This is a genomic window from Streptococcus parasanguinis (assembly GCF_023109675.1).
GTDB classification, from domain to species: domain Bacteria; phylum Bacillota; class Bacilli; order Lactobacillales; family Streptococcaceae; genus Streptococcus; species Streptococcus parasanguinis_I.
Genome location: NZ_JALDUR010000001.1, coordinates 50,312 through 72,363, shown reverse-complemented (window position 1 = coordinate 72,363; position 22,052 = coordinate 50,312). Strand labels below are relative to the sequence as shown.

19 protein-coding genes, 1 tRNA gene and 1 pseudogene are annotated in these 22,052 nt (G+C 40.4%); 5 read left to right on the top strand and 16 right to left on the bottom strand.

From position 1 onward, the window contains the following. Nucleotides 1-188: 188 nt before the first annotated feature. Nucleotides 189-710, bottom strand: coding sequence for a Dps family protein (locus M1G14_RS00320; RefSeq protein ID WP_003001978.1), 522 nt, complete (start codon nucleotides 708-710; stop codon nucleotides 189-191). A 155-nt stretch (nucleotides 711-865) separates the two neighbouring features. Between M1G14_RS00320 and M1G14_RS00315 the strand changes: the two genes are divergently transcribed. Further along, nucleotides 866-1,336 (top strand): COG2426 family protein, encoded by a 471-nt coding sequence (locus M1G14_RS00315; RefSeq protein ID WP_003002130.1) that lies wholly within the window; start codon nucleotides 866-868, stop codon nucleotides 1,334-1,336. Between the two features lie 345 nt (nucleotides 1,337-1,681). Here M1G14_RS00315 and tsf read toward each other — a convergent pair whose 3' ends face one another. Together tsf and rpsB are read right to left on the bottom strand one after the other, a co-directional pair. Further along, nucleotides 1,682-2,722, bottom strand: coding sequence for a translation elongation factor Ts (tsf, locus tag M1G14_RS00310; RefSeq protein WP_049482932.1), 1,041 nt, complete (start codon nucleotides 2,720-2,722; stop codon nucleotides 1,682-1,684). Between the two features lie 82 nt (nucleotides 2,723-2,804). Next, complete coding sequence (gene rpsB, locus M1G14_RS00305; protein WP_003016971.1) at nucleotides 2,805-3,587, bottom strand: 30S ribosomal protein S2; 783 nt, start codon at nucleotides 3,585-3,587, stop codon at nucleotides 2,805-2,807. Between the two features lie 253 nt (nucleotides 3,588-3,840). On the opposite strand from rpsB, the gene M1G14_RS00300 reads away from it, so the two are divergent. Continuing rightward, nucleotides 3,841-3,911, top strand: a tRNA-Cys gene (locus M1G14_RS00300). A 143-nt stretch (nucleotides 3,912-4,054) separates the two neighbouring features. Continuing rightward, nucleotides 4,055-4,813, top strand: a complete 759-nt coding sequence (locus tag M1G14_RS00295) for a hypothetical protein (RefSeq protein ID WP_247926105.1) — start codon at nucleotides 4,055-4,057, stop codon at nucleotides 4,811-4,813. Nucleotides 4,814-4,863: 50 nt separating this feature from the next. Here M1G14_RS00295 and nusG read toward each other — a convergent pair whose 3' ends face one another. The 3 genes from nusG to rpmG form a co-directional block, all read right to left on the bottom strand. Beyond that, nucleotides 4,864-5,400, bottom strand: coding sequence for a transcription termination/antitermination protein NusG (gene nusG / locus M1G14_RS00290; RefSeq protein WP_195189301.1), 537 nt, complete (start codon nucleotides 5,398-5,400; stop codon nucleotides 4,864-4,866). Between the two features lie 186 nt (nucleotides 5,401-5,586). Then, complete coding sequence (gene secE, locus M1G14_RS00285) at nucleotides 5,587-5,763, bottom strand: preprotein translocase subunit SecE (RefSeq protein WP_003002261.1); 177 nt, start codon at nucleotides 5,761-5,763, stop codon at nucleotides 5,587-5,589. A gap of 9 nt (nucleotides 5,764-5,772) precedes the next feature. Continuing rightward, nucleotides 5,773-5,925 carry a 50S ribosomal protein L33 gene (gene rpmG, locus M1G14_RS00280; RefSeq protein WP_003009043.1) on the bottom strand — a complete coding sequence of 51 codons (153 nt, stop codon included), beginning with the start codon at nucleotides 5,923-5,925 and terminating at the stop codon, nucleotides 5,773-5,775. Between the two features lie 144 nt (nucleotides 5,926-6,069). Between rpmG and ypfJ the strand changes: the two genes are divergently transcribed. After that, the gene (gene ypfJ, locus M1G14_RS00275) at nucleotides 6,070-6,984 is read left to right on the top strand and encodes a KPN_02809 family neutral zinc metallopeptidase (protein WP_247926104.1); all 915 of its coding nucleotides are present in this window, start codon (nucleotides 6,070-6,072) and stop codon (nucleotides 6,982-6,984) included. Nucleotides 6,985-7,173: 189 nt separating this feature from the next. Here ypfJ and pbp2a read toward each other — a convergent pair whose 3' ends face one another. After that, complete coding sequence (gene pbp2a, locus M1G14_RS00270) at nucleotides 7,174-9,408, bottom strand: penicillin-binding protein PBP2A (RefSeq protein WP_049523341.1); 2,235 nt, start codon at nucleotides 9,406-9,408, stop codon at nucleotides 7,174-7,176. 103 nt (nucleotides 9,409-9,511) lie between these two features. Here pbp2a and M1G14_RS00265 point away from each other — a divergent pair, with 103 nt between their 5' ends. Then, entirely contained in the window at nucleotides 9,512-10,375 is an 864-nt protein-coding gene (locus M1G14_RS00265; protein WP_247926103.1) for an RluA family pseudouridine synthase, read from the top strand. Between the two features lie 334 nt (nucleotides 10,376-10,709). On the opposite strand, the gene M1G14_RS00260 is transcribed toward M1G14_RS00265, so the two are convergent. From M1G14_RS00260 to M1G14_RS00220, 9 genes and pseudogenes are all read right to left on the bottom strand, one after another. Then, nucleotides 10,710-13,472 (bottom strand): GBS Bsp-like repeat-containing protein, encoded by a 2,763-nt coding sequence (locus M1G14_RS00260; RefSeq protein WP_247926102.1) that lies wholly within the window; start codon nucleotides 13,470-13,472, stop codon nucleotides 10,710-10,712. Between the two features lie 145 nt (nucleotides 13,473-13,617). Continuing rightward, nucleotides 13,618-14,670, bottom strand: coding sequence for a glycosyltransferase (locus M1G14_RS00255; RefSeq protein WP_049474185.1), 1,053 nt, complete (start codon nucleotides 14,668-14,670; stop codon nucleotides 13,618-13,620). Between the two features lie 10 nt (nucleotides 14,671-14,680). After that, nucleotides 14,681-15,673, bottom strand: a pseudogene (locus M1G14_RS00250) (stealth family protein). Then, nucleotides 15,670-16,770 carry a UDP-galactopyranose mutase gene (glf, locus tag M1G14_RS00245; RefSeq protein ID WP_045760006.1) on the bottom strand — a complete coding sequence of 367 codons (1,101 nt, stop codon included), beginning with the start codon at nucleotides 16,768-16,770 and terminating at the stop codon, nucleotides 15,670-15,672. The pseudogene M1G14_RS00250 and the gene glf overlap by 4 nt, the downstream one beginning before the upstream one ends. A 10-nt stretch (nucleotides 16,771-16,780) precedes the next feature. Continuing rightward, complete coding sequence (locus M1G14_RS00240) at nucleotides 16,781-18,196, bottom strand: flippase (protein WP_070464842.1); 1,416 nt, start codon at nucleotides 18,194-18,196, stop codon at nucleotides 16,781-16,783. A 2-nt stretch (nucleotides 18,197-18,198) separates the two neighbouring features. Continuing rightward, on the bottom strand, nucleotides 18,199-19,347 hold the full coding sequence (locus tag M1G14_RS00235) for a hypothetical protein (protein WP_049474183.1): 1,149 nt from the start codon (nucleotides 19,345-19,347) through the stop codon (nucleotides 18,199-18,201). Between the two features lie 32 nt (nucleotides 19,348-19,379). Next, a complete protein-coding gene (locus M1G14_RS00230) occupies nucleotides 19,380-20,450 on the bottom strand; it encodes a glycosyltransferase family 2 protein (RefSeq protein ID WP_070464677.1) in 1,071 nt (356 codons plus the stop codon). Continuing rightward, nucleotides 20,443-21,414 (bottom strand): DUF6625 family protein, encoded by a 972-nt coding sequence (locus M1G14_RS00225; RefSeq protein WP_070464679.1) that lies wholly within the window; start codon nucleotides 21,412-21,414, stop codon nucleotides 20,443-20,445. The genes M1G14_RS00230 and M1G14_RS00225 overlap by 8 nt, the downstream gene beginning before the upstream one ends. Further along, nucleotides 21,411-22,052: a DUF1919 domain-containing protein gene (locus M1G14_RS00220; RefSeq protein WP_070464684.1), complete on the bottom strand. Its 642-nt coding sequence runs from the start codon at nucleotides 22,050-22,052 to the stop codon at nucleotides 21,411-21,413. Before M1G14_RS00220 ends, M1G14_RS00225 begins: the two co-directional genes overlap by 4 nt.

Sequence of the window (22,052 nt, the reverse complement as noted above, 5' to 3'; positions counted from 1 at the left end):
AAATTTGTAAGCGCTTTCTTATACCTGCGAATGCTTACAGAAAATCACATATTAACTATACCAAAAAAGGAGGAGTGATAGGCCTCGATTTCGCTCCAACTATAGTTAGATTAAGAATTCCTTTAATTAGTGGAAATCTCCTACAAACCAAAAAAATAGAAGCCAACGGCTTCTATTTTTTTATGATCTTATAATCCTGGTTCTTGACCAAGTTCAGCAGCCACCATCCAAATGTTCTTTTCAAGTTCTGCTTTAGCCCCAACAAAGATATCGTTGGTTACATCGTCGCCTTCAGCGTCGGTAACATCCAAAGCTTTTTGGTAAAGGCCATCAAGGTAATGGAAGATTTCAAGAACACGTGTCAAGCTTTCTTCTACATTTTTTGTAAATGTTCCACGGCGTTCTTCAATATTGCTGTGTTCCAAAAATTCAGTCATGCTAGAATATGGCGCACCACCAAGAGTGATCAAGCGTTCGCTCACTTCATCTAAGGTTGCATCCAAGCTGTCCATGTATTCGTCCATTTTTGGATGCCAAACCATAAAGCCACGTCCACGCATATACCAGTGTACTTGGTGAAGGGCAATGTGAGCCACGTAGAGATCTGCTACGACTTGGTTCAAGAGGGCTTTTGTTTCTGGAAGAGTTTCTTTATTAGAAGGTGCAAAAGTTGCTACATCAGTAGCTGCTTCATGTTTCATAGTTGTCATATCATTTCTCCTTTTTTATAATGATTCTAATTAACTATGTCTTTATTATATGCTTCCTCATTCAGAAAGTCAAGATAAAAGATTTAAAAATATCATAGTTGTCAATTGAGAAAAGATACGATAGAATGAAGAAGACTAATCGAAAGGCTTGACCAATGAAATATATCTTTACCTTCCTGATCTCCATGGTGCCCCTTGTTGAATTGCGAGGGGCCATCCCTTTTGCCATTGCAAATGGCATTCCCTTATGGACAGCGCTCCTGATCGGAGTGATCGGAAATCTTCTCCCTGTCCCTCTGATCTTCTTTTTCGCCCGCCATATTCTTACTTGGGGCGCAAAAAAACCGATCATCGGAGGCTTTTTTAGCTGGTGTCTCAATAAGGGCCATAGAGGCGGACAGAAATTAGAAAAAGCTGCAGGAGACAAGGGAATCTTCTGGGCCCTACTCCTATTCGTCGGCATTCCTTTACCAGGGACTGGTGCCTGGACCGGAGCTCTTGCGGCCTCCATCCTTGACTGGGACTTCAAACGCAGTAGCCTCGCAGTCATGCTCGGAGTGATACTAGCCGGCCTCATCATGGGAACTCTTTCTCTCCTCTTAGGAATCGATACCTTCGCACATTAAGCAAAAGACTGAAGCATCGGCTTCAGTTTTTACTTACAAAAAAGAGGTTTCCGTTCCTCTAAGAGTATAGACAAACTGTTTTTTTACAAATCTAATAAATTCTATAAAACAAAAAAATTTATTTTTTAGAATTTCTCAGTCATCTACTAAAACTTTCCGCTGTGAGAAAAGTGCTAGAAACAATCATGTTTCTAGCACTCGGGAGTTTTGGAACCTTAGGTCCAAAACTAAGTCATGGAACTTCTTTGAAGTTCGCTGACGTCCGTACTCACCTAAGGAAAGTTATTTAGATGAATTTATCTTACAAAAAAGAGGTTTCCTTCGAAACCTCTTATTTTTTTATTCTTAGTTGTTAAGAGCTGCTGCCATTGTAGCTGCAACTTCTGCTTCAAAGTCATTTGAAGCTTTTTCAATACCTTCACCAACTTCAAAACGAACGAATTCGATAACTGAAGCATTTACTGATTCAAGGTAAGCTTCAACTGTCTTGCTGTCATCCATGATGTAGACTTGTGCAAGAAGAGTGTAGGCTTGGTCAACTTTTGTGTTGTCCAAGAAGAAGCGATCCATTTTACCTGGGATGATTTTATCCCAGATTTTTTTTGGTTTACCTTCAGCTGCCAATTCAGCTTTGATATCTTCTTCAGCTTGAGCAACCACTTCGTCAGTCAATTGTGCTTTTGAACCGAATTTCAAGTGTGGAAGAGCTGGTTTACCAACCATTGCACGGCTTTCGTTATCTTGGTCGATGACGTGGTTCAATTGTGCCAATTCATCTTTCACGAATTGTTCATCCAATTCTTTGTATGAAAGAACAGTTGGTTTCATTGCAGCGATGTGCATTGAGATTTGTTTAGCAAGTGCTTCGTCTCCACCTTCGATTACAGAGATAACACCGATACGTCCACCATTATGTTGGTAAGCACCGAAGTGTTGTGCATCTGTTTTTTCAAGCAAGGCAAAACGACGGAATGAAATTTTTTCACCGATTGTAGCTGTTGCAGATACGTATGCAGCTTCAAGAGTTTCACCTGAAGGCATTGTCAAAGCAAGAGCTTCTTCGTTGTTAGCTGGTTTACCTTCAGCGATCACTTTCGCTGTTGCGTTTACCAATTCAACGAATTGAGCGTTTTTCGCAACGAAGTCAGTTTCAGCGTTTACTTCAACTACTGCTGCAACGTTACCATTGACATAAACACCAGTCAAACCTTCAGCGGCAACACGGTCAGCTTTCTTAGCTGCTTTAGCCATACCTTTTTCGCGAAGCAATTCGATCGCTTTTTCGATATCACCTTCAACTTCAACCAATGCCTTTTTAGCGTCCATAACACCGGCACCAGATTTTTCACGCAATTCTTTTACAAGCTTAGCTGTAATTTCTGCCATTTTTGTTCTCCTATATTTTTTAATAAAATAAGAGGGTCGGGCTGAGCCCTGCCCTCTTAGGTTCGTTACTTATTGAATGAAATTAAGCGTTGTCGCCTTCTACAACTTCAACGATTTCTTCGATTGAATCAGCTTGACCTTCAGTAGCTGCCAATTCAGCTTCTACTGTAGCAACACTGTCTTCACCTTGACGTCCTTCGATAACAGCGTCAGCCATTTTCGCAGTGATCAATTTAACAGCGCGGATAGCGTCATCGTTCGCTGGGATGATAACATCGATATCATCTGGGTCAGTGTTTGTGTCGACCATCGCTACAACTGGGATACCCAATTTCTTAGCTTCTTTAACAGCGATTTGTTCTTTATGTGGATCCACAACGTACATTACATCTGGGATACGAGGCATGTCTTCGATACCGCCCAAGAATTTTTCAAGACGAGCGCGTTGTTTGTTCAACAATGCAACTTCTTTCTTAGGAAGAACTTCAAAAGTTCCATCTTCTTCCATGCGTTTGATTTCTTTCAAACGAGCGATACGTTTTTGGATTGTTCCCCAGTTAGTAAGAGTTCCACCCAACCAACGGTGGTTGATGAAATATTGACCTGAACGAACAGCTTCTTCAGCAACAGCATCAGCAGCTTGTTTCTTAGTACCTACGAACAAGATCACTGCATCGTTTGCAGCTGCATCACGCATGAAGTCGTATGCTTGGTCTGCATATTTTACAGTTTGTTGCAAGTCGATCACGTGGATTCCGTTACGTTCTGTGAAGATGTACTTAGCCATCTTAGGGTTCCAGCGACGAGTTTGGTGACCGAAGTGTACACCAGCCTCAAGAAGTTGTTTCATTGAAATTACTGCCATGAGTAGTTTCTCCTTTTTTGTTTTTTTCTCCTCTCTCAGACGTCAACTTGCAGCACGACCACAAGGGCAACGGTGCCACAATGGATCCGAGATGAGTATTTGCTGTCTTAGACAACTCTATAAGTATAGCAGAAATCCCTAGAATTCGCAAGCTATTTGAGAGAATTTTTCAGCATTCCCCATCTGCAATGATTTGAAGCAAAAAGTTTTTCTTGACCTATCTTGTTTTTTAGGTTACAATATTATATGTTATGGCGGTATAGCCAAGTGGTAAGGCACGGCTCTGCAAAAGCTTGATCGTCGGTTCAAATCCGTCTACCGCCTTGATAATAAAATTTTTTATCATCTTTTATCTTTTAAAAATTCCCCTAGCAATAGGGGTTTTTTTGTTGCCATTTGCTCCATTCCTTGATTATTGATATAATAAAACCTCGCCTGATTGGCGAAGCACATTAGAAAGGGTATTTATGAAAAACATTCGTTTCTTTGCGATCGGCCTTCTTTCACTAGTGACACTAGCCGCTTGCTCACCTGCCAATTCTGCGCAACAAGCAAAAACAGCTTCTAGCTCTAGAAAACCGATCAAACAATCTTCTACCAAAACATCATCTCGTAAATCGTCGAGCACTTCTTCAGACAGCAGTAGCTCAGATGATTTTTCAGGTCGCTTCAGCTTGGATCCAGATGATGGCGCATCTCTCCAATATGTGCCAGGAGCTGCATCCATTCCTGAGATCGAAAAGCTCAAGAACCTCCACCCTACCACCGGTTTTGTATTGAGAACCGAAGATGGACAAGAGGTTGGTGGGCCAAAAGAAAGAAGCAGTTACGATGACGTAGTTGCAGCCTTTGGTCAACCCGTAAGTAGTACAGACAGTACGAATCCTGGCGATGGGGTCAATGTTTGGGCAACAGACAATGGCGATATCATGGCTTTCTTCCGCAATAATGTGTTAACAGATATCACCTTCCGACTAAGAGGGGGCGATGCCAACCACCAGTCTACTAGCAGCATTTCCAAATCCGATACACCAAAAACGGCCCTCGAACGTCTCGGAAAACCCTATGCCATTATGCGTTCTGAAAATGGGACCAGCTATGTCTATAAAGATAGCAACGGAGATGAATCTAGCTTTTCTACACAAGGAAATAAGATCTTCAATGTTACGTCTGCTGCAGAAACCAAGCAGTTAAAAAAGATCACAGGCCTGGATAAAAATCAATAACGATCCATACAAAGAACCCTCCAAGTTTTTCTTGGAGGGTTCTATTTTTTTTACAATTCAGCAATTTGGTTCAAATTCACTTCTGCAATTGTATCGTTGCCGAACATAGAAATGACCATTTTCACCTTGTTGTTATCAATTTCAGTGATCTTACCAGTATAGTCTGTGAAGGCACCGTCGATGATACGAACCGTATCGCCCACCTTGACATCCAAATCAAACTCTTGAACGGTTTGACCCATAGAGAGCAAGATACTGCGGATTTCTTCTTCCAACAATGGAGTTGGTTTTGAACGGTTTCCGTGGGATCCAACGAAACCAGTAACGTTCGGGGTATTCCGGACAACAAACCAAGCTTCATCTGTCATGACCATTTCGACCAAGACATAACCTGGGAAGCGGTTTTCTTCGATTTCTTTTGTTTTACCGTTTTTCTCAACTTGTACGGTTTGAGTTGGAATCTCTACGCGCAAGATGTTTTCTAACATATTGTAAGTTTGCGCACGTTGCAAAAGATTCTCTTTTACCTTGTTTTCATATCCTGAGTAGGTTTGTAGTACAAACCAGCCTTTATCAAAACTGTCCATTTGGGCATCCTTTCTTTCTGTCTAGCCTGCTCGAGCTTTTGTGAACATACTAAAAAAAGCCTCTTGGCTTTCCTTTTCCTAGCTTCATTATACCACATTTTGCCGGAATGCAAAGAGGTTTGCTGATTTATTTTTAAGAAAAACCATAAAAAGCAGGACCCTTGGGATCCCGCCTGGCTTCTTTTCTTAAAAGAAATTGATCATGTGCAATAGGCCACGTGCAATGACTTTGTCAAACAAATAAATCAATGCAACAAAGAAAGCGGTGTACTCAATCACTGAGATAAAGTTTTTCCATCTTTCCTTGCGATTTGGCCAAGTTGTATCTTTTAGTAAGACGAAAATATCTTTAATGAATTTCACAACTCTCTCCTATCGTGTTTCTTTATGGATGGTATACTTGCTGCAATGTTTGCAGAATTTATTGACTTCTAGACGTGTTGGTTTTGGCGTCCCACTCAACTTAATGGAGTAATTGCGTGACCCACAAACCGTACACGCTAGACTTGCTTTTTTTAATGCCATAACGCCTCCGTTCACCCCATTATAGCAAGTTTTCCACGTTTTGACAAGGACAGAAAATCTACTGTCAATAAAAAAGCAAATCTAAAGCGTTATCACTCTAGTTTTTTCCTCATTTTTGGTAAAATAAAACAAAAGGAGACGAATATGAAAAGTGATAACCTAAAAGAAAGTAGAAATATCGAAGACCGTCGAGGGCAAAGCTACTCCCAATCTTCAGGAAACAGTAACCTTGGCGGGGGCATTTTACAGATCTTACTATCGCCCGGAAGCTTCAAGAGTAAGATCGTCCTCATCCTTCTTCTGGTTCTTCTAGGAGGTGGGGGAGCTAGCCTTGGGGGTCTCTTTGGAAATGGGACTTCTTCTCAACCTTACCAGTCCACCCAAGTCACGCGCACCAACAAGACCCATGTCGATGATGCAGATGCTGAGTTCGTCAGCAAGGTCCTTGGAACAACAGAAGATCATTGGCACAAGGTCTTTCAAGCTGAAGGACGGACCTACCAGGAGCCCAAACTAGTCTTCTATACCGGACGGACAAAGACAGGCTGTGGAGTTGGGCAAGCATCGGCTGGTCCCTTCTACTGTCCAACCGACAAAAAGATTTATTTGGATATGAGCTTCTACAAGGAATTAACAACCAAATACAAGGCTAGCGGGGACTTCGCCATGGCCTACGTGATCGCTCACGAAGTCGGCCACCACGTACAAAACGAGCTGGGAATCCTTGGCAAATACCATCGGATGCAACAAGGTCTTTCTGAAAAGGAACGAAATGCCATCAGTGTCCGCATTGAGCTACAAGCCGATTATCTAGCCGGTGTCTGGGCCCGCTCCATTCAAGACCGAAACCTTCTGGATATCGGCGATATCGAAGAAGCTATGAATGCAGCCCATGCCGTCGGCGACGACACTCTCCAGGAGCAAGCCTACGGCTACTCGGTGCCAGATAGCTTTACCCACGGAACTTCGGAACAGCGCATGCGCTGGTTCAAACGGGGCTACCAGTACGGAGATTTGCAACACGGCGATACCTTTAGCTTATCAGATAGTGAACTTTAAACAAATAGAGGCTGGGACAAAAGTCCTAGCCTCTCAATTATTTTTGGATTATCGAGCAAGACGCAGTGGTTGAGTGGGCTCTACTACGCTGATTTCATCAGCTTTTACAGCCCTACTCAACTGTGCGGAGGTGGGACGACGAAATCGAATTCTAACGAATTACCGATTTCTGTCCCACTCTCTTTTTGATTAGAAACCAAGCCAGCCTTTGAAGGTATCCCAAGCGTTTTTCGCTTTTCCTGGGATATCGGCTTCGTCGATTGCTTTTTTCGCATCATCGACCATATTCGACGCCTTTTCTTTGACATCCTCAAAGAAACCTTTGTCTTCTTTGCTGTCTGTTTCTGTCGTTTCTTCTCCGACTGGAGCAATGCCGTTTTCAGCATAAGAGTTCTTCACCGAGTCAAACTGGGTACCGTCTGTATAAGGCAGAACACTGTTGGCAACATTGCGGAAGATCTCGGATGCCGTTCCAGCACTACTGTCCGTCAGGTAGTGATTTTCATCGGTCGTTGGGAAACCAAGCCACTGACTGATGACCACATCTGGCGTGTAGCCGATCACCCATTGGTCTCCAGAGAGGTCCTTGTTAAAGCTGGTCTCTGTCGTACCGGTTTTCCCTGCCATGGTATAGCCATAAGGCGCAGCGTTAACCCCTGTACCATTACTAAAGGTACCAAGCATCATATTGGTCATCTTATCTGTCGTTGAACCACTAAGCACTCGGGTTGATTTCTGGCTGTGGCTCTTGACCACTTGGCCACTAGCATTTTCGATCTTGGTAATGAGGTGGGCATCATTCATGACCCCTCCATTGGCAAAGGTTCCATAAGCTTGTGCCATCTGCATCGGATTGGTTGTCACACCAGCTCCCAAGGCAACGGCAAGCGACTTGTCCACCTTGTCCATGTTGAGGCCGAATTTTTTCCCGTATTCAAATACCGTATCGAGACCCAAATCATTAGCGGTCGCTACGGCTGGAAGGTTAAGGGACTCTGCCAAGGCCTGGTACATCGGTACCGTTGGGCTAGACTGGATTCCCGCATAGTTATTGACCTCATAGCTTCCATATTGGGTGGTACTATTGTCCAACTCCTTATTAGTCGACCAACCTTCAGCAACAGCTGGGCTATAGACGACTAAAGGTTTGATGGTTGATCCTGGACTACGGGCAGCCTGGGTCGCATAGTTATAGCTACGGAAACCTGGATTTTGATCGCTTCCGACACGCCCTACGAGGGCCCGAACCCCTCCGGTCTTAGGATCAAGCGCCACACTACCAGATTCCGCGCGCGTGCCGTCTTCCGCTACTGGGAAGAGGGCCGTATTGTCATAGATTACCTGCATGCTTGCTTGGTAATTTTGATCCAGCTCGGTGTAGATCCGGTAGCCATTTTTGACAATATCTTCTTCGGTGAGACCGTATTCGTTGACCGCTTCATTGATGACCGCATCAAAATAGGATGGGTAGCGGTAGTCCTCTGACTTGCCTTCATAGGCATCGACTAGCTGGCCATGGATATCAACAGCAGCAGATTGATCGGCTGTTGCCTGGTCAATATAGCCGGCGGCTACCATATTTTGAAGGACCGTATTGCGGCGGTTGGTCGCATTCTCTACTGAATAGAGCGGATTATAGATCTCCGGTCCCTTGAGCATGCCTGCGAGAACCGCTGACTGATCTAGGCTTAATTGACTGGCTGAAACCCCAAAATACTTCTTGGAAGCATCCTCAATTCCCCAAACCCCATTTCCAAAATAGGCATTGTTGAGGTACATGGTGAGGATCTCTTTTTTACTGTATTTCTTATTGATTTCAAGTGCCAGGAAGAATTCCTTGGCCTTGCGCTCCACCGTCTGATCCTGGGACAGATAAGCATTTTTAGCTAGCTGCTGGGTGATGGTCGATCCACCACCTGAGCGACCCAAAGTCAAAATGGCTAAGAAGAATCGACCATAGTTGATCCCACTATTCTTGTAAAAGCTCCGGTCCTCTGTTGCGACCACGGCATTTTGCAGATTCTCACTAATGGCATCGAGTTCGACGTAGGTTCCTTTTTGTCCGGTCAAACTTCCAGCCTGGTCCCCATTCTTATCATAGATAATGGTGGTGGCCTTCAGCGCATTCTGCAAATCCTTGACGTTGGTCGTCTTTGCGAGATAGAAGAGATAGCCCCCTGTCAAGAGACTAAAGCCTAGTCCAATGATCAGGAGAATCTTGGTCAAATGGAATCGGCGCCAAAAACGACGGAAGGGGTGCTGAGAGAGAGGCTTGCTTCTATGCTTGCCTGAGCGGCTATAGGTCGGCTCTACTGTCTCTTCCGGCAATTCCGTGTCGGGCACTTCTTCTGCCACTGCTTTAGGCGGATGATCCTTTCTAAAAAAAGTGATCAGGTTTTCAAATAATTCTTTTATTCTATTCATACCTGTTATTGTAACACCTTATCCTTGTCCTAGCAAGAAAAGATAGCTCCTCGCTATTTCTCATTTAGTTTTCTTTAAGCTTAGATTTTGCTACAATAGGGTCATGAACTATCAATTTACCATTCCAGAATCTTTTCCCCAAATGACTGTGAAAGAGCTCCTTGAAGACTACTTCCTCATCCCCCGTAAGATCCGGCATTTTTTAAGGGTCAAAAAACACGTCTTGGTGAATGGAGAGATCATCAACTGGCAGAGCCCCGTTCAAAAAGGAGACCAGATCCAGCTGATCTTTGACGCAGACGATTACCCTGAAAAAGAGCTCCTAGAAGGAGACCCCAGTCTTGTCGAAGAACTCTATCAGAATGAGCACGTCATCATCGTCAATAAGCCCGAAGGCATGAAAACCCATGCCAACGAACCGATGGAAATTGCTCTTCTCAACCATGTTTCCAGCTATGTTGGATCCACCTGCTACGTCGTGCACCGGTTAGATAAGGAAACCAGCGGAGCGATTTTATTTGCCAAGAATCCTTTTATCCTGCCTATTCTCAACCGAATTTTGGAAGATAAAAAAATCCAACGCGAGTACTGGGCCTTGATGCAAGGAAGTTTAGCGCAAAAGACCATCATCTACAAGAATAAAATCGGACGTGATCGCCATGATCGGCGCAAGCGCCTGGTCGATCCACGCAAGGGGCAGTACGCAGAAACCCAGGTGACGCAACTGAAAAAAATCGGGCGAAACAGCCTAGTCAAATGCCAGCTCAAGACGGGCCGTACCCATCAGATCCGGGTTCATCTCTCCCATCATGGGCACCCGATTGTCGGGGATCCTCTCTATAACCCTGAACGCGGAGAGCGACTCATGCTCCATGCCCATCGCTTGACCTTCACCAACCCATTAACGCTTGAAACCATACAAGTTGAGGCGCCTTCCAAGAGTTTTGAAGAAGGGTTGAAAAAATGAGAAAAGAACTGAAATAGTCTTCTTAGAGACTTTCCTTAAGTGAGTACGGACGTCAGCGAACTTCAAAGAAGTTCCATGACTTGGTTTTGAGCCCCTTCGCTCTTTAATTTCTAGGCTCAGGCTAAAACAGTTTCCCAAACTGTTTTACTCTCAAAACTCCCGAGTGCTTGAAATTCTAATATTTCAAGCACTTTTCTCACTGCGTAAAGTCTCCAGTCATAATCGAATAATTCAAAAGATAAAAATTATTTAAAACAATTGACAGAATCTCTCATTTTATTTTAAAAAAATTTATCTGCATTCTAAAAAAGAAGCCTATGGCTTCTTTTCTTTGTTATTGATAGCGAGGAGTTGCAAATCCACGGATATTGCCATGACCGATCCGATACGTATTGCGACGGACTTGGTTGTTGGAGTTTCCTTCAATGGTATGAATAATCCCATTTGAGACGCTCTCAACAATTCCGATGTGATCCGCAAAACCATTATTTTGCTGGCTATTTTGATCCCAGTTAAAGGTGATGATGTCCCCTGCTTTTGGTGTAGTGGTCCCATCTTCATTCCAAATGCCCAAGCGTTTGAAGATCTGAATGTGACGTTCGACTCCACATTCACGGCCAATCAAACCACTCAAGCCCTCACGCTGGAAGACTGTTGTGACAAAGATATCACACCAATCATCGGTCGTCTTCACTGCATAACCTACAGGAAGTGGTTTGACACTGTTGTAATCATTGACCAATTGATGGTGAGCTGCAGTTCCGCCACGAACACCAACTAAACTAGCTGCTGCCCGTAAGACACGGTCCCGTTGCCCATTCGTTACACGAGGATTAAAAGCAGTCTGAGATACTGTCGCACGAGGATGAAGGGCTGTTTGACCGAGGTTAAAGCCTTCAACGCCACCATCGACATAGTCCACATAGACGTGGGTGGTATAGTTACCTGATTGGTACTGGTGATTTGCTGCAGAAACCTGCACTTCTGTGTGCATACCAGAAGGTGCCGTTGAATACCAGTAGAGATTTTCTTGGTGCGCTTGAGACCAGGCTGCAACACGGATGTTCTTAATCCGACGTCCCTGAGGCGCTTGATCCACAACTACCGTATAAGTACCGTTGTTCGAATTCACATTCTTGATGTAGGCCTGTGTTTTTGTCTTAGCATTACGGAATTCCACGTCTGTAGTTGTCCCACCAACACCGACTCGTGTGCCATCATTCTGAATGTAGTATAGGTGAACAAAGTACTTCCCAGTAGAATTTTTATGGTCACTAACCTTCACAGAAACCTTGTAATCTCCGTTTGCTTGACGAGTTGCTTCATACCAACGAAGATCGTCCTGACCATCCTTGTCAGACCAAGTTGGGACTTGAACTGTTCGTACGCCTTTAGGGCTGTAGACATCTTTAATAATGACGTCAAAAGTTCCCGTATCTTTGTTGTTGTTAACTATTGAAATCGTACCAATTGGTTTGTTATGCTTAACATCCACCACCGTTTCAGTGATATAATGGTGTTGATTTTTGTTATCAACGATATAGAGGTCAGCACGATAATTACCAAGTGAATTCTTGTGCTCATCGGACTTGATGGTAACACGATAGCTACCGTCTGGTTGTCGAGTCGCTTTGTGCCAAATAAGATCATCTTGGCCATTCACAAGACTCCACGATGGAACTAAGACTTCTTTAATCCCATTTGGAGCGGAAATATTACGAACAACTGCATCAAAAGTTCCCAATTCAGCATTATTATTTTCAATAATGAGACTTGCAGTCGGACGAGTTTGGGTAACTTCTACCACTTTTTCCGTTAGGTAAAAAGGAGTATTAGAATTATCTACAAGATAAGCATCAGCACGATATCTCCCTGTAGAGTTCTTATGATCTGTTGCCTTAATCGTCACGCGGTAAGAACCATCGGCTTGACGAGTAGCCTTATGCCAGATGAGGTCGTCCTGACCACCAGCAAGACTCCATGATGGAACCAAGATGTCTTTAACGCCATTTGGCGCAACAATGTCACGAACAACTGCATCAAATGTCCCTGCTACAGTATCGTTGTTTTCAATTGAAAGGACACCTCTTGGCCGTGTGTAATCAACAGCTACTACTTTTTCAGCAATGTAGTGACGATTATTTGAGTTGTCTACAACATAAGCATCTGCTCGGTAGTTCCCTTTATTCCCTTTATGTTCGGTTGCCTTAATGGTGACACGATAGCTACCATCACTTTGCTTAGTCGCTTTATGCCAGATGAGGTCATCTTGACCATTCTCTAAACTCCATGACGGAACCAATACCTCTTTCACACCATTTGGAGCGACAATGTTTCGAATAACCGCATCAAATGTCCCTGCTACAGTATTGTTATTCTCAATTGAAAGGGCACCACTTGGTCGTGCATAATCAACAGCAACAATCTTTTGAGATAGATACTGGGCTCTCCCTTTTTTATCAATTACATAAGCATCTGCCCGGTAATTCCCAGTGGAATCTTTGTGATCGGAGGCTTTAATTTTCGCACGATAAGAGCCGTCAGGCTCTCTCATAGCTTTATGCCATATCAGATCATCTTGACCGTTTTCAAGGCTCCATGTTGGAACAAGAACTTCTTTCAAACCATTTGGGGCTTCAATATCACGAACAACTGCGTCAAACGTTCCTGCCACCGGATTGTTATTCTCGATTAAAAGTGTCCCACTGGCTTTTGCTTCTGTAGTGGGAATCGTTCCACTTGTTGTAGCACTTGTATGTTCTTCTTTTCTATTGGAAGAGAGACTTGTAAACACAGCGGAAGATGGAGATTCTGTTTCGATCTTTTCTTCAGCAACATATTCCGCAAATTCAGCGTTATTTTTAGCAGTTTCGTTCCGGTATGCTTCTGTATCAGCCTTTTTCTCTATTGCCACTGATCTTTCAGCATGTATTCCTGTATTCTCTGTATTTGACGAGGTTTCTGCCTTTAAAACGATTGTGGCAGTTTTTTCAAATGTTTGGTCAGATGAAGTTTGTTCATCAGCCTTGACCTGTTGCGTTGAAAAGGCCAATAGTACCGTTGCACTCGCATAAAAAATAAGATCTTTCTTTTTCATATCAACTTCCCTTTATACAAATTTTATACGTTAATCATTTTACCACACGGTTTCAGAGATGAAAAGTTTTATGGGGCAAATTTTTAAAATTAGTGACATTTTTTTGAAAAACTAAAAAAAGAAGTCCGTCTGACTTCTTTTGATCTTATGCTAATTGATTTAAGGCCGTCTTTAGGTAGTGACCCTCTCGGATTTCCTGACCGACACGTTTGGCATTGTCCACAAAGTCTTGGTAATCAGCATCTGAAAGATTGTCGATTGTCTCCTTCAAATCATGGAGAGACTCTACTGCAATCCCGCAGCCCTTCTCAAGCACAAAATGAGACAAGGCTGACTGTTTCCACACGACAAGCGGGAAGCCCGATGCTAGATAAAGCGACGCCTTGTGGGAGTTGTTGTAACGGAGGTATTCTCCAAAAAAGCCACTACAGGTCTCAACGCTATCTCCATCCCAGACCAGACCAAAACCGCCCTCAAGGGCTGCAGGAAGTTCATCCGGTAGGAAGGAACCAAAGTAGGTCTCGTTTTCAAGTGCTCTACTCTCGTCAAAACCTACACCATAAAGGTTATAGACAGGTTCTGCAGGAAGTGAGTAAAGATAGCCAGCTTTTTCCTTGGCCAAATTACCTGCCACAATTATCGGCTGGTCTTTTGTTTGGCCACTTTTTTCTTGAAAATCTGGAATCAAATAGTCAAAAATACCAAGGCTGACAATCTTATCTTCTACAACCCCCTTATCCACTAAAACAGATTTCATAACCGGGTTGTGAGCAATAATTCCTGTAACACTACGGAACGTATCACTTTCAGTTAGTTTCATCCGTAACTTCATTCTAAATGGTAAGGTTTTATCATTCACAAAACGCAGTGTTTCCAAATCATGAACTAAAAAATAGACATCCGTACCCCTGTTTTTAAGTTTTTTTAGTAAATGGTTAAGAAATAAAGAATGATGTAACAAAGGAAATTGAATTATGATCTCATCATTTTTCTTTAGGTCTTTGAAAGCTCTAAAGAGAGCTCTATATTTATGAATCTGTGCCCTAAGAACATTCATTTGATACCAGTCATCCACCAAAACTTTCAACGGAGAATAACCTAATTTATTTAAAATTGCTTCAACGTCATTACGTGCTTTATTTCCCGCATTTTTAGCATTATTGTCGTGTAAAAATTCTTCTTTTAAATAGTATTTCATCTCTTACTTCTCATTTTTCATACGCTGATTTTTTAGGATAATATTCATTTAAAATTTGCTTGAAATGAATGATGTTTTCTTCCCTAAAGTCCCCATCATCATTGACACAAAGCAGTTTTTTACGTCTATCTGTAAAGATAGATTCCAGCTTATCCACTTGATTTAAACCAATTGTTTCTCCGAAATTTTTAGACATAGGATAAAACTGATTACTTTCAATTTGCCAATTAGAACAAACTTATTGATTGACGTCTACTCCATAGTCTCTAATTTTATTTCGTGACGTTTTATCTAATGTTGCTCCCTCAATTTCCCACAAATGTGCCAAAGTACTCTTCTTCATTGGAACAGGTAAATGTTGGTTCACGTATCCTGTCGGACCCCAAGGCAAGAGTAACAAGTTTTTCAAAACCAAGGAACCATAACGGAAATTAAAGAATTTCCAAGGCGAAGATTTCAAAGCCTTCTTATTAGGAAAATGCCGATAGATTAATTCAACGTTATTGTGATAAGTGTTCGTAAATGGTGACCATGGAACTAAAGCATCGTATACTGCTAAAAGCTTGGGTTGACCATTTTTATAAAAATCTGAAGGTTGACTATCTCTAATCAAGTACATATCATCATTGAAATACAAATAGTTCTCCGACAATCCTTCAATCCGATGAAGATTAAGCTCAATAGCCGCTGAATTATAGGTAGGTAGATATTCATTAGGCATAAATTCCTTATGAGTGACCAATTTAAGTTTTGGATGCTCCAAATTTAACCAGTCAGGCTTTTGCCCGTTGGTAATTAGATAAACATTATTCACCCAAGGAGCATGCTTTTCAATCATTCGAAACCAGTAATTAAAAATACCGTAATCACGATAACGTTGCTCTCCGTCGATTTCTTGGTCTATTTTTGACATTTGACCTGTCACGGCTTGTTTCTCGCGGATAAACTCAGTATCACTTCCGTCGACCCAAAGAACCACGATATCAATTTTTTCTTGTGTCATTTAATAAATTCTTTCTCAACGACTTCTAGAGCACGCTCAATAACCACATGCATATCGTAGTATTTATAGTCTGCTAGGCGTCCACAGAAGATGACCTTGTCATTTTTGGATGCTTCTTCTTGGTACTTGGCAAACATCGCATTATTCTTTTCATCATTGATTGGATAGTAGGGCTCATCGCCTCGTTTCCAATCAGCTGGGTATTCACGGGTAATCACCGTCTTCGGTTGAGTCCCATACTCAAAGTGCTTGTGCTCGATGATCCGAGTGTATGGAATTTCACGCTCGGTGTAGTTGACCACAGCATTACCTTGATGATTTTCCTCATCCAAAACTTCGTGTTCGAATCGAAGGCTACGATATTCCAACTCTCCATGCTTGTAGTCAAAGTACTGGTCGATCATCCCTGTGAAGACAATTTTTTCAGCTGAAGCTTCCAGTTCTTCACGATTAGCAAAGAAATCAACGCCAAGCTCTACTTCTACATCACCCAGCATGTTTTCAATGATGACATTATAACCACCAATTGGAATCCCTTGGTAACGGTCGTTAAAGTAGTTATTATCAAAGGTCAAACGCACTGGGAGGCGCTTAATGATGAAAGGAGGCAGGTCTGTTGCAGAACGTCCCCATTGCTTCTCCGTATAGCCCTTGATCAACTTTTCATAGATGTCCAGACCAATCAACTTGATCGCTTGTTCTTCCAAGTTCTTAGGCTCAACATCTTTCATATCCGCCGTTTGCTCCGCAATCTTGTTTTTGACTTCTTGAGGAGTCTTTGTCCCCCACATGGCATAGAAGGTATTCATGTTGAAGGGAAGATTGTAGAGTCTGCCCTTGTAATTAGCTACCGGTGAATTGATATAGTTGTTAAATTCAGCAAATTGGTTGACATAATCCCAAACCTTTTTGTTTGAGGTATGGAAAATGTGGGCACCGTACTTATGAACATTGATTCCTTCAACTTCTTCACAATAGATATTACCACCAATGTGGTCCCGTTTATCAATCACTTTTACTTTTTTGCCACGTTTGGTTGCCTCATGAGCAAAAATTGCCCCCGATAGACCAGCACCAACAATCAGATAATCGTACATAGTTGTCTCCCTATTTTTTTATTAATTGCTGTTTCAACTCTTTCACATTCACTACTTTGAGGAGCAAAATCAAGGTCCCATAGATGACCCCACCTAGGCCAGCATACAGAACGACATTCAGCGTCGGCGAAAGGTGGACGATGGACTTGACTAGTAGCAAAAGACCATACATGAGGCCTGAAGCGAACACAATCTTCATCATTGAGCCCATAATCGGCACTTCTTTAAGATACGTTCGTGTGAAGTAGAGTTGAATCCCCCATACCAAAGCTTCTGTCAACACTGAAACAATCGAAGCTCCAATAAAGCCCAGTTTTGGTAGGAAGATTAGGTTCAATCCGACACTGACAATGGCAGGAACAGTTGTCGAAATCATAAATTCTTTATTTTTATTATGAGGGATTAGAATTTGAATCCCCATGATATTGGTCCATCCGATAAAGAACATTCTAAAAATCATGATGGCAATGGCATAACGTGCATCCTGGAAATCCTTCCCTAGGAAGAATTGAACAAAATCATCATTGACAATCAGCATGCCGGCAATAATCGGGAAAATGACCAAATTATAAATCAAAAAGGACATTTGATGCATCTTGTTAACCGCTTTGTGGTCCCCTGAGGATAAGAGGCTCGATACCCGAGGCAACATGACACTCCCCAGTGAAGTCACCAAGGTTAACAAAATATTGACCAATTTTAAGGCCTGGTCATAGATCCCTACATCCTTTGTAGATGCGAGAGCCCCCAGCATGGTTCGGTCCAAAGTGACATACAAGGAAATGGCAATCTGCGGTAAAAAGAGCAGAATGACCGGTTTTAAATGCACCCGTGCATAAGCTAAATCAAAATGTGCTTTCCCAATAAATTCACGAGCGGGTAGCCACATACTGAGCTGACCTAAAAGCTCAAAGATCGTTAATAAGAATACATAGAGATACAGATCATTGGCAGATTTGACAAACAAGAAGATGGAGGTGACTCCAACCAGTTTGACCGTGATATTCCGAATCGTAATCTTACGGAAATCCTCTAATCCCTGAAAGAGCCAGGAAATGTCGAGTCCCTTAGAAATCAAGCTAAGTCCTAAGATATAAGCGACAGGATTTTGCATAGAAGATAGAGTTACACACAAAAGAACATAGAGGGCAAGAGATAAAATCGTAGCCCCCAACTGGAGAGTATAAATCCCCCAGAAATTCTTTTGGATGTCTTTTCGGTGTCCTGAAATCTCCTTAGTTCCATAATTAGCCACTCCTAGCGTCGCCAAAAGGAGAAAATAAGTAACAATGGAGTTGAAATAGCCATAGGTCCCCAAGTCATTTGAACTAAAGACCCGCGTCACATAAGGGGTGGTGATAATCGGCAAGATAATCACCAGTAACTGGTAGGAGAGATTATAGGCGTAATTTTTAAGAACTTTCATGATCATTCAATTCTATCTTTTATTTTGTATTGAACTGGCACAAGGCTAGCAAAAAGTGTAAAAATAAAAATATTATATCCTGGTCTTATCCAAAAAGCTTCTATCATACAATTAATTGTAATAAGCGATAATAAAGCTAAGAATAGGAACATACCCTGTTTATAAATTCTCTTTGATGCAAGTACATAAATCAATACCAGTAATACTACAGGAACAACTCCGTAGTAAAATAACATTTGAATATAAGAGGAATCTACATAGTTATAACTGTATACTGATTCTGTTGTGCCACCATATCCTATAAACTTAACCCCGGTTGCTCCAAACAAATGTAATCCATAGGTCTCTATTGCATTTTTCCCTAAAAATAACCTCATACTGAATAAGTTGTTCAAACTCACAAATAATGAAGAAGACCAGGTAAAGAAGTACGATAAGTAAAACATTAAGAAAGAAAATATAGCTGCAAAATAAGGTAGGATCCCATAAATTTTAAATTTTCTTTCTTTAGTAACATACATAACAATAAAAATGAAAGTTGCTACAAGTACAGAAAGGGCATTTAACCTAGCATCACAAAATTTGATGATAAAAAATGCTAAACTAATACCTACCAAGGTTCGTAGTATGATGAACCTTTTCCGTAGTACATATCCCCAAGCAATAAATAAATAAAAACAGTGAGACGCAAAGTCAGTTGGATAAATGAAACCAAAGGAATTTCTAATCACAAGGCCAGACGAACGGACCTGAGCAAATTGTAAATTAGGAATAACTCCCAGAATTGAAAGTAAGAACACTCCGAACACTATCGTTCCTGACACAATAACGTATGTTTTTAAGATAACATCAATATCTGCATCATATAATAACAAAATCAATAATGAATAAAGTAGGAAATTAGTCCCGCCCGTATGCATGAATACGATAGAACTTGTTAGTAGTAATAAAATAGCAGTTAAGATATAAAAGAACGTGAATTTTTTTATATACAAAAATCTAAAACATAATAATAATGAAAAACAGATTAATAAAACAACCGGAAGGTTTGGGATTATTCTGTTTAACATTGTTGTCATAAGAGTATCGTACCCAACAATGAGAGTCAATACTAGAATAACCAAAAGGTTCTCAAACTTAATTTTTAACATAATCCCTTTTTCTCTTAATAAAATAGCTACACCTATTTAAAAGCAATTTTACGTAAAATTGGATTCATTTTCATTTTTTCAATAAAGATGACTGTCCGAAATTTTTTTTGGGTGAGAAGATCAATACTCAATCTTCTAAGAAAAGAAGAAATATCTCGCTGTCTTAATAAGGTCTTATAAGACCCAATCATTTGATTCCTATTTCCTGAAAAAATATGATCAAAAGCTTTATTAGTAATAATAGATTGCAGTAATTCTATCTTTTCTTTCCTTCTCGCATTTAAATTAGAAATTTGAAAGGCTGCACTTACAATAATTTTTGTCTTAATTTCTTGAATTAATGTGGCATCTTCTATTTGGAACTTTTCAAGTAATTTTTGCAATGCTTGAAGTTCATCTAATTGTATTTCGATTCTTCTAGGATGAAAACTGGTCAATGCTGAACCGCTTCTACCAGCAATATAATTATAAAGAGTCGATTCAATAAAAAGAATGTTATCTAAATGTCGATAAACTTGAAAATTGAATGAAGTATCCTCTCCTATTGGTTTACTAGGAAACTGAATATCGTGTTTTAAAATAAATGACTTGTTATAGATTCTTGACCAAACATTATACATCATATCAGTTTTGAATAACTCTATAAATTGATTTCTAAATTCATTCTTTCCAAGAAGACCACAATGCGTATACAAATGAGGGCGACAAGACAAAATAGTGTCCTTATTTTCTTTAATTTCGTTGTAGCCAAAACAAAGAACATCCCATTTATCATTGAGGTTAGGAAATATTTTTTCAAAGAAATCCTCAGATACGAAGTCGTCAGGATCCATAAAAAATAAATAATTACCTCTCGACAAAGAAATACCTAAGTTCCTAGCTTCTGACACTCCGTTATTTTCAATATGCCTAACACAAACGTTAGAAAAATTATTTTGATACTTATCACAAATCGCACCGCTATTATCACTTGAACCGTCATCAATTAACACAATTTCATAATTGATTGGCGACGATTGCATAAGTATGGAATCTAGGGCTCTTTTTAAATAACCTTCAACATTAAATACTGGAACAATAATACTCAAATCTATATTATTCATTACTCTTCATCCTTAATTTATGACGAATAAATTCTAGTGTCCATTTTTCTTTTTTTAATTTCTTTAACATTGTTGATCTAATATATTCCCAATAGAATTTATTTCTTGTTACCTCTACTAGCTCTTGCTTAGAAATTTTCTCTCCAATAACTAATTGATTTGGTATAACATAAAATGAATCAACCAATTTAAACTCAGGACATTTAATCATCCTCTTTTGGAAATGTGCATATAGAGGACGCTTAACCACTATATCACCATCGATTAAATTTATCGATTCCAAACCATTTTCCTCTGACCAAAAATAATAGCGTTTCGGTTCATTTTCACCATATTCCCTAAATGAGAAATGACTAATATCAATATCATCAAAAAACTTATCTTGCAGTTGTTTGAAATGACATTTTTCAAAAAGCTTTTGGATGCCTTCTGCCTCATCAAAAATAAAATTTTGTTCACTAGTATAGACATTGTGATAATCTAATCGATAGTATGAACCTTGCCCAGACATAAAAACACGATTAACTTCTCTTGAATTCTTAAAAATTTGAAGATGACCTAAAAGACCATATCGAGCATAGTCATTCTCAAAAAAGCTATGTTCTTCCAGAAATTGATAAATATCACCAAGTAAGACGTCTGTATCACAAAATCCCCAGTAGTCGTATCCCTTCAACTCCTCTTCAAAGATAAACCCATAAGCAACTTTATAGTCACATAATTTATAAGGTGTTTTGAGAGAAATTTCAAAATCAAATTTAGACTGTACTTTTTTTCTTAAATCATCAAACGAAAGAGTCTTAAATTCAATATTCTCAGCGTTCAAAATTTCCAATTGGTCAATATTTTGATCCGTATAAATTAAGAAATCAATCTTTTGATTACGTTTGGCGGTCAACAAAAAATATGGGAAAAATTTTGGAAGTCTTCCGAAATATGGAATAATAAGTCTTATTCTTTTCATTTAGTTAGATCCTCTCCACCCTTATTCAACCAAGTAACAGCATTAAAATAACGGTGGTACGTTTTCAAATCGATGCCAACGTGTCCTTGCTTTTCAGCTGATTTAAAGTGGACCAATGAAGGTAGGTCACTATAATTCTTTGAAGAGAAAATCACCTTACTCTTGTATGGAAGCTCTTCAAACTCTTTCATCAGCTCATAAGTACAAGCATCATTGTCATTGAACTTGAAATACAAATTATCCCAATGCATTCTCTTCAAACGACGATTCCATTTTTTAGTAGCTTCTTCTTCATCTGCATAATGCAAGAAATGAAGTTCAATATCATCAAGGAGTGCTAGAGGATAGGCATTATCAAAGTCTTTGATATATTTTGATTCCTTAACAAATTTCAAAGGGATGTTTCCGCTCAAATAATGTTTTAAATTCTTAAGCATCTTAATGTAATCAGGTGAAAAGATAAACATCCCTACAAATGGCGTTTGGTAAGGCAAACCCAATTCTTGATAAACTTTTCCTGCCCAACAATTATCACAAATAATCGTGAAATTCTTATTCTTGAGTCTTCGCCGAGGAATAAAGTTAATGATTGGATAAACGATTGGTTTTAACTTGTTCTTAATTGTTTCAGTATTCAT

Excerpts from the sequence above, each read along its gene's own strand:
- M1G14_RS00320 (WP_003001978.1), bottom strand. The coding sequence starts at position 710 with ATGACAACTATGAAACATGAAGCAGCTACTGATGTAGCAACTTTTGCA.
- M1G14_RS00315 (WP_003002130.1), top strand. The coding sequence starts at position 866 with ATGAAATATATCTTTACCTTCCTGATCTCCATGGTGCCCCTTGTTGAA.
- tsf (WP_049482932.1), bottom strand. The coding sequence starts at position 2,722 with ATGGCAGAAATTACAGCTAAGCTTGTAAAAGAATTGCGTGAAAAATCT.
- rpsB (WP_003016971.1), bottom strand. The coding sequence starts at position 3,587 with ATGGCAGTAATTTCAATGAAACAACTTCTTGAGGCTGGTGTACACTTC.
- M1G14_RS00295 (WP_247926105.1), top strand. The coding sequence starts at position 4,055 with ATGAAAAACATTCGTTTCTTTGCGATCGGCCTTCTTTCACTAGTGACA.
- nusG (WP_195189301.1), bottom strand. The coding sequence starts at position 5,400 with ATGGACAGTTTTGATAAAGGCTGGTTTGTACTACAAACCTACTCAGGA.
- rpmG (WP_003009043.1), bottom strand. The coding sequence starts at position 5,925 with ATGGCATTAAAAAAAGCAAGTCTAGCGTGTACGGTTTGTGGGTCACGC.
- ypfJ (WP_247926104.1), top strand. The coding sequence starts at position 6,070 with ATGAAAAGTGATAACCTAAAAGAAAGTAGAAATATCGAAGACCGTCGA.
- pbp2a (WP_049523341.1), bottom strand. The coding sequence starts at position 9,408 with ATGAATAGAATAAAAGAATTATTTGAAAACCTGATCACTTTTTTTAGA.
- M1G14_RS00265 (WP_247926103.1), top strand. The coding sequence starts at position 9,512 with ATGAACTATCAATTTACCATTCCAGAATCTTTTCCCCAAATGACTGTG.
- M1G14_RS00260 (WP_247926102.1), bottom strand. The coding sequence starts at position 13,472 with ATGAAAAAGAAAGATCTTATTTTTTATGCGAGTGCAACGGTACTATTG.
- M1G14_RS00255 (WP_049474185.1), bottom strand. The coding sequence starts at position 14,670 with ATGAAATACTATTTAAAAGAAGAATTTTTACACGACAATAATGCTAAA.
- glf (WP_045760006.1), bottom strand. The coding sequence starts at position 16,770 with ATGTACGATTATCTGATTGTTGGTGCTGGTCTATCGGGGGCAATTTTT.
- M1G14_RS00240 (WP_070464842.1), bottom strand. The coding sequence starts at position 18,196 with ATGAAAGTTCTTAAAAATTACGCCTATAATCTCTCCTACCAGTTACTG.
- M1G14_RS00235 (WP_049474183.1), bottom strand. The coding sequence starts at position 19,347 with ATGTTAAAAATTAAGTTTGAGAACCTTTTGGTTATTCTAGTATTGACT.
- M1G14_RS00230 (WP_070464677.1), bottom strand. The coding sequence starts at position 20,450 with ATGAATAATATAGATTTGAGTATTATTGTTCCAGTATTTAATGTTGAA.
- M1G14_RS00225 (WP_070464679.1), bottom strand. The coding sequence starts at position 21,414 with ATGAAAAGAATAAGACTTATTATTCCATATTTCGGAAGACTTCCAAAA.
- M1G14_RS00220 (WP_070464684.1), bottom strand. The coding sequence starts at position 22,052 with ATGAATACTGAAACAATTAAGAACAAGTTAAAACCAATCGTTTATCCA.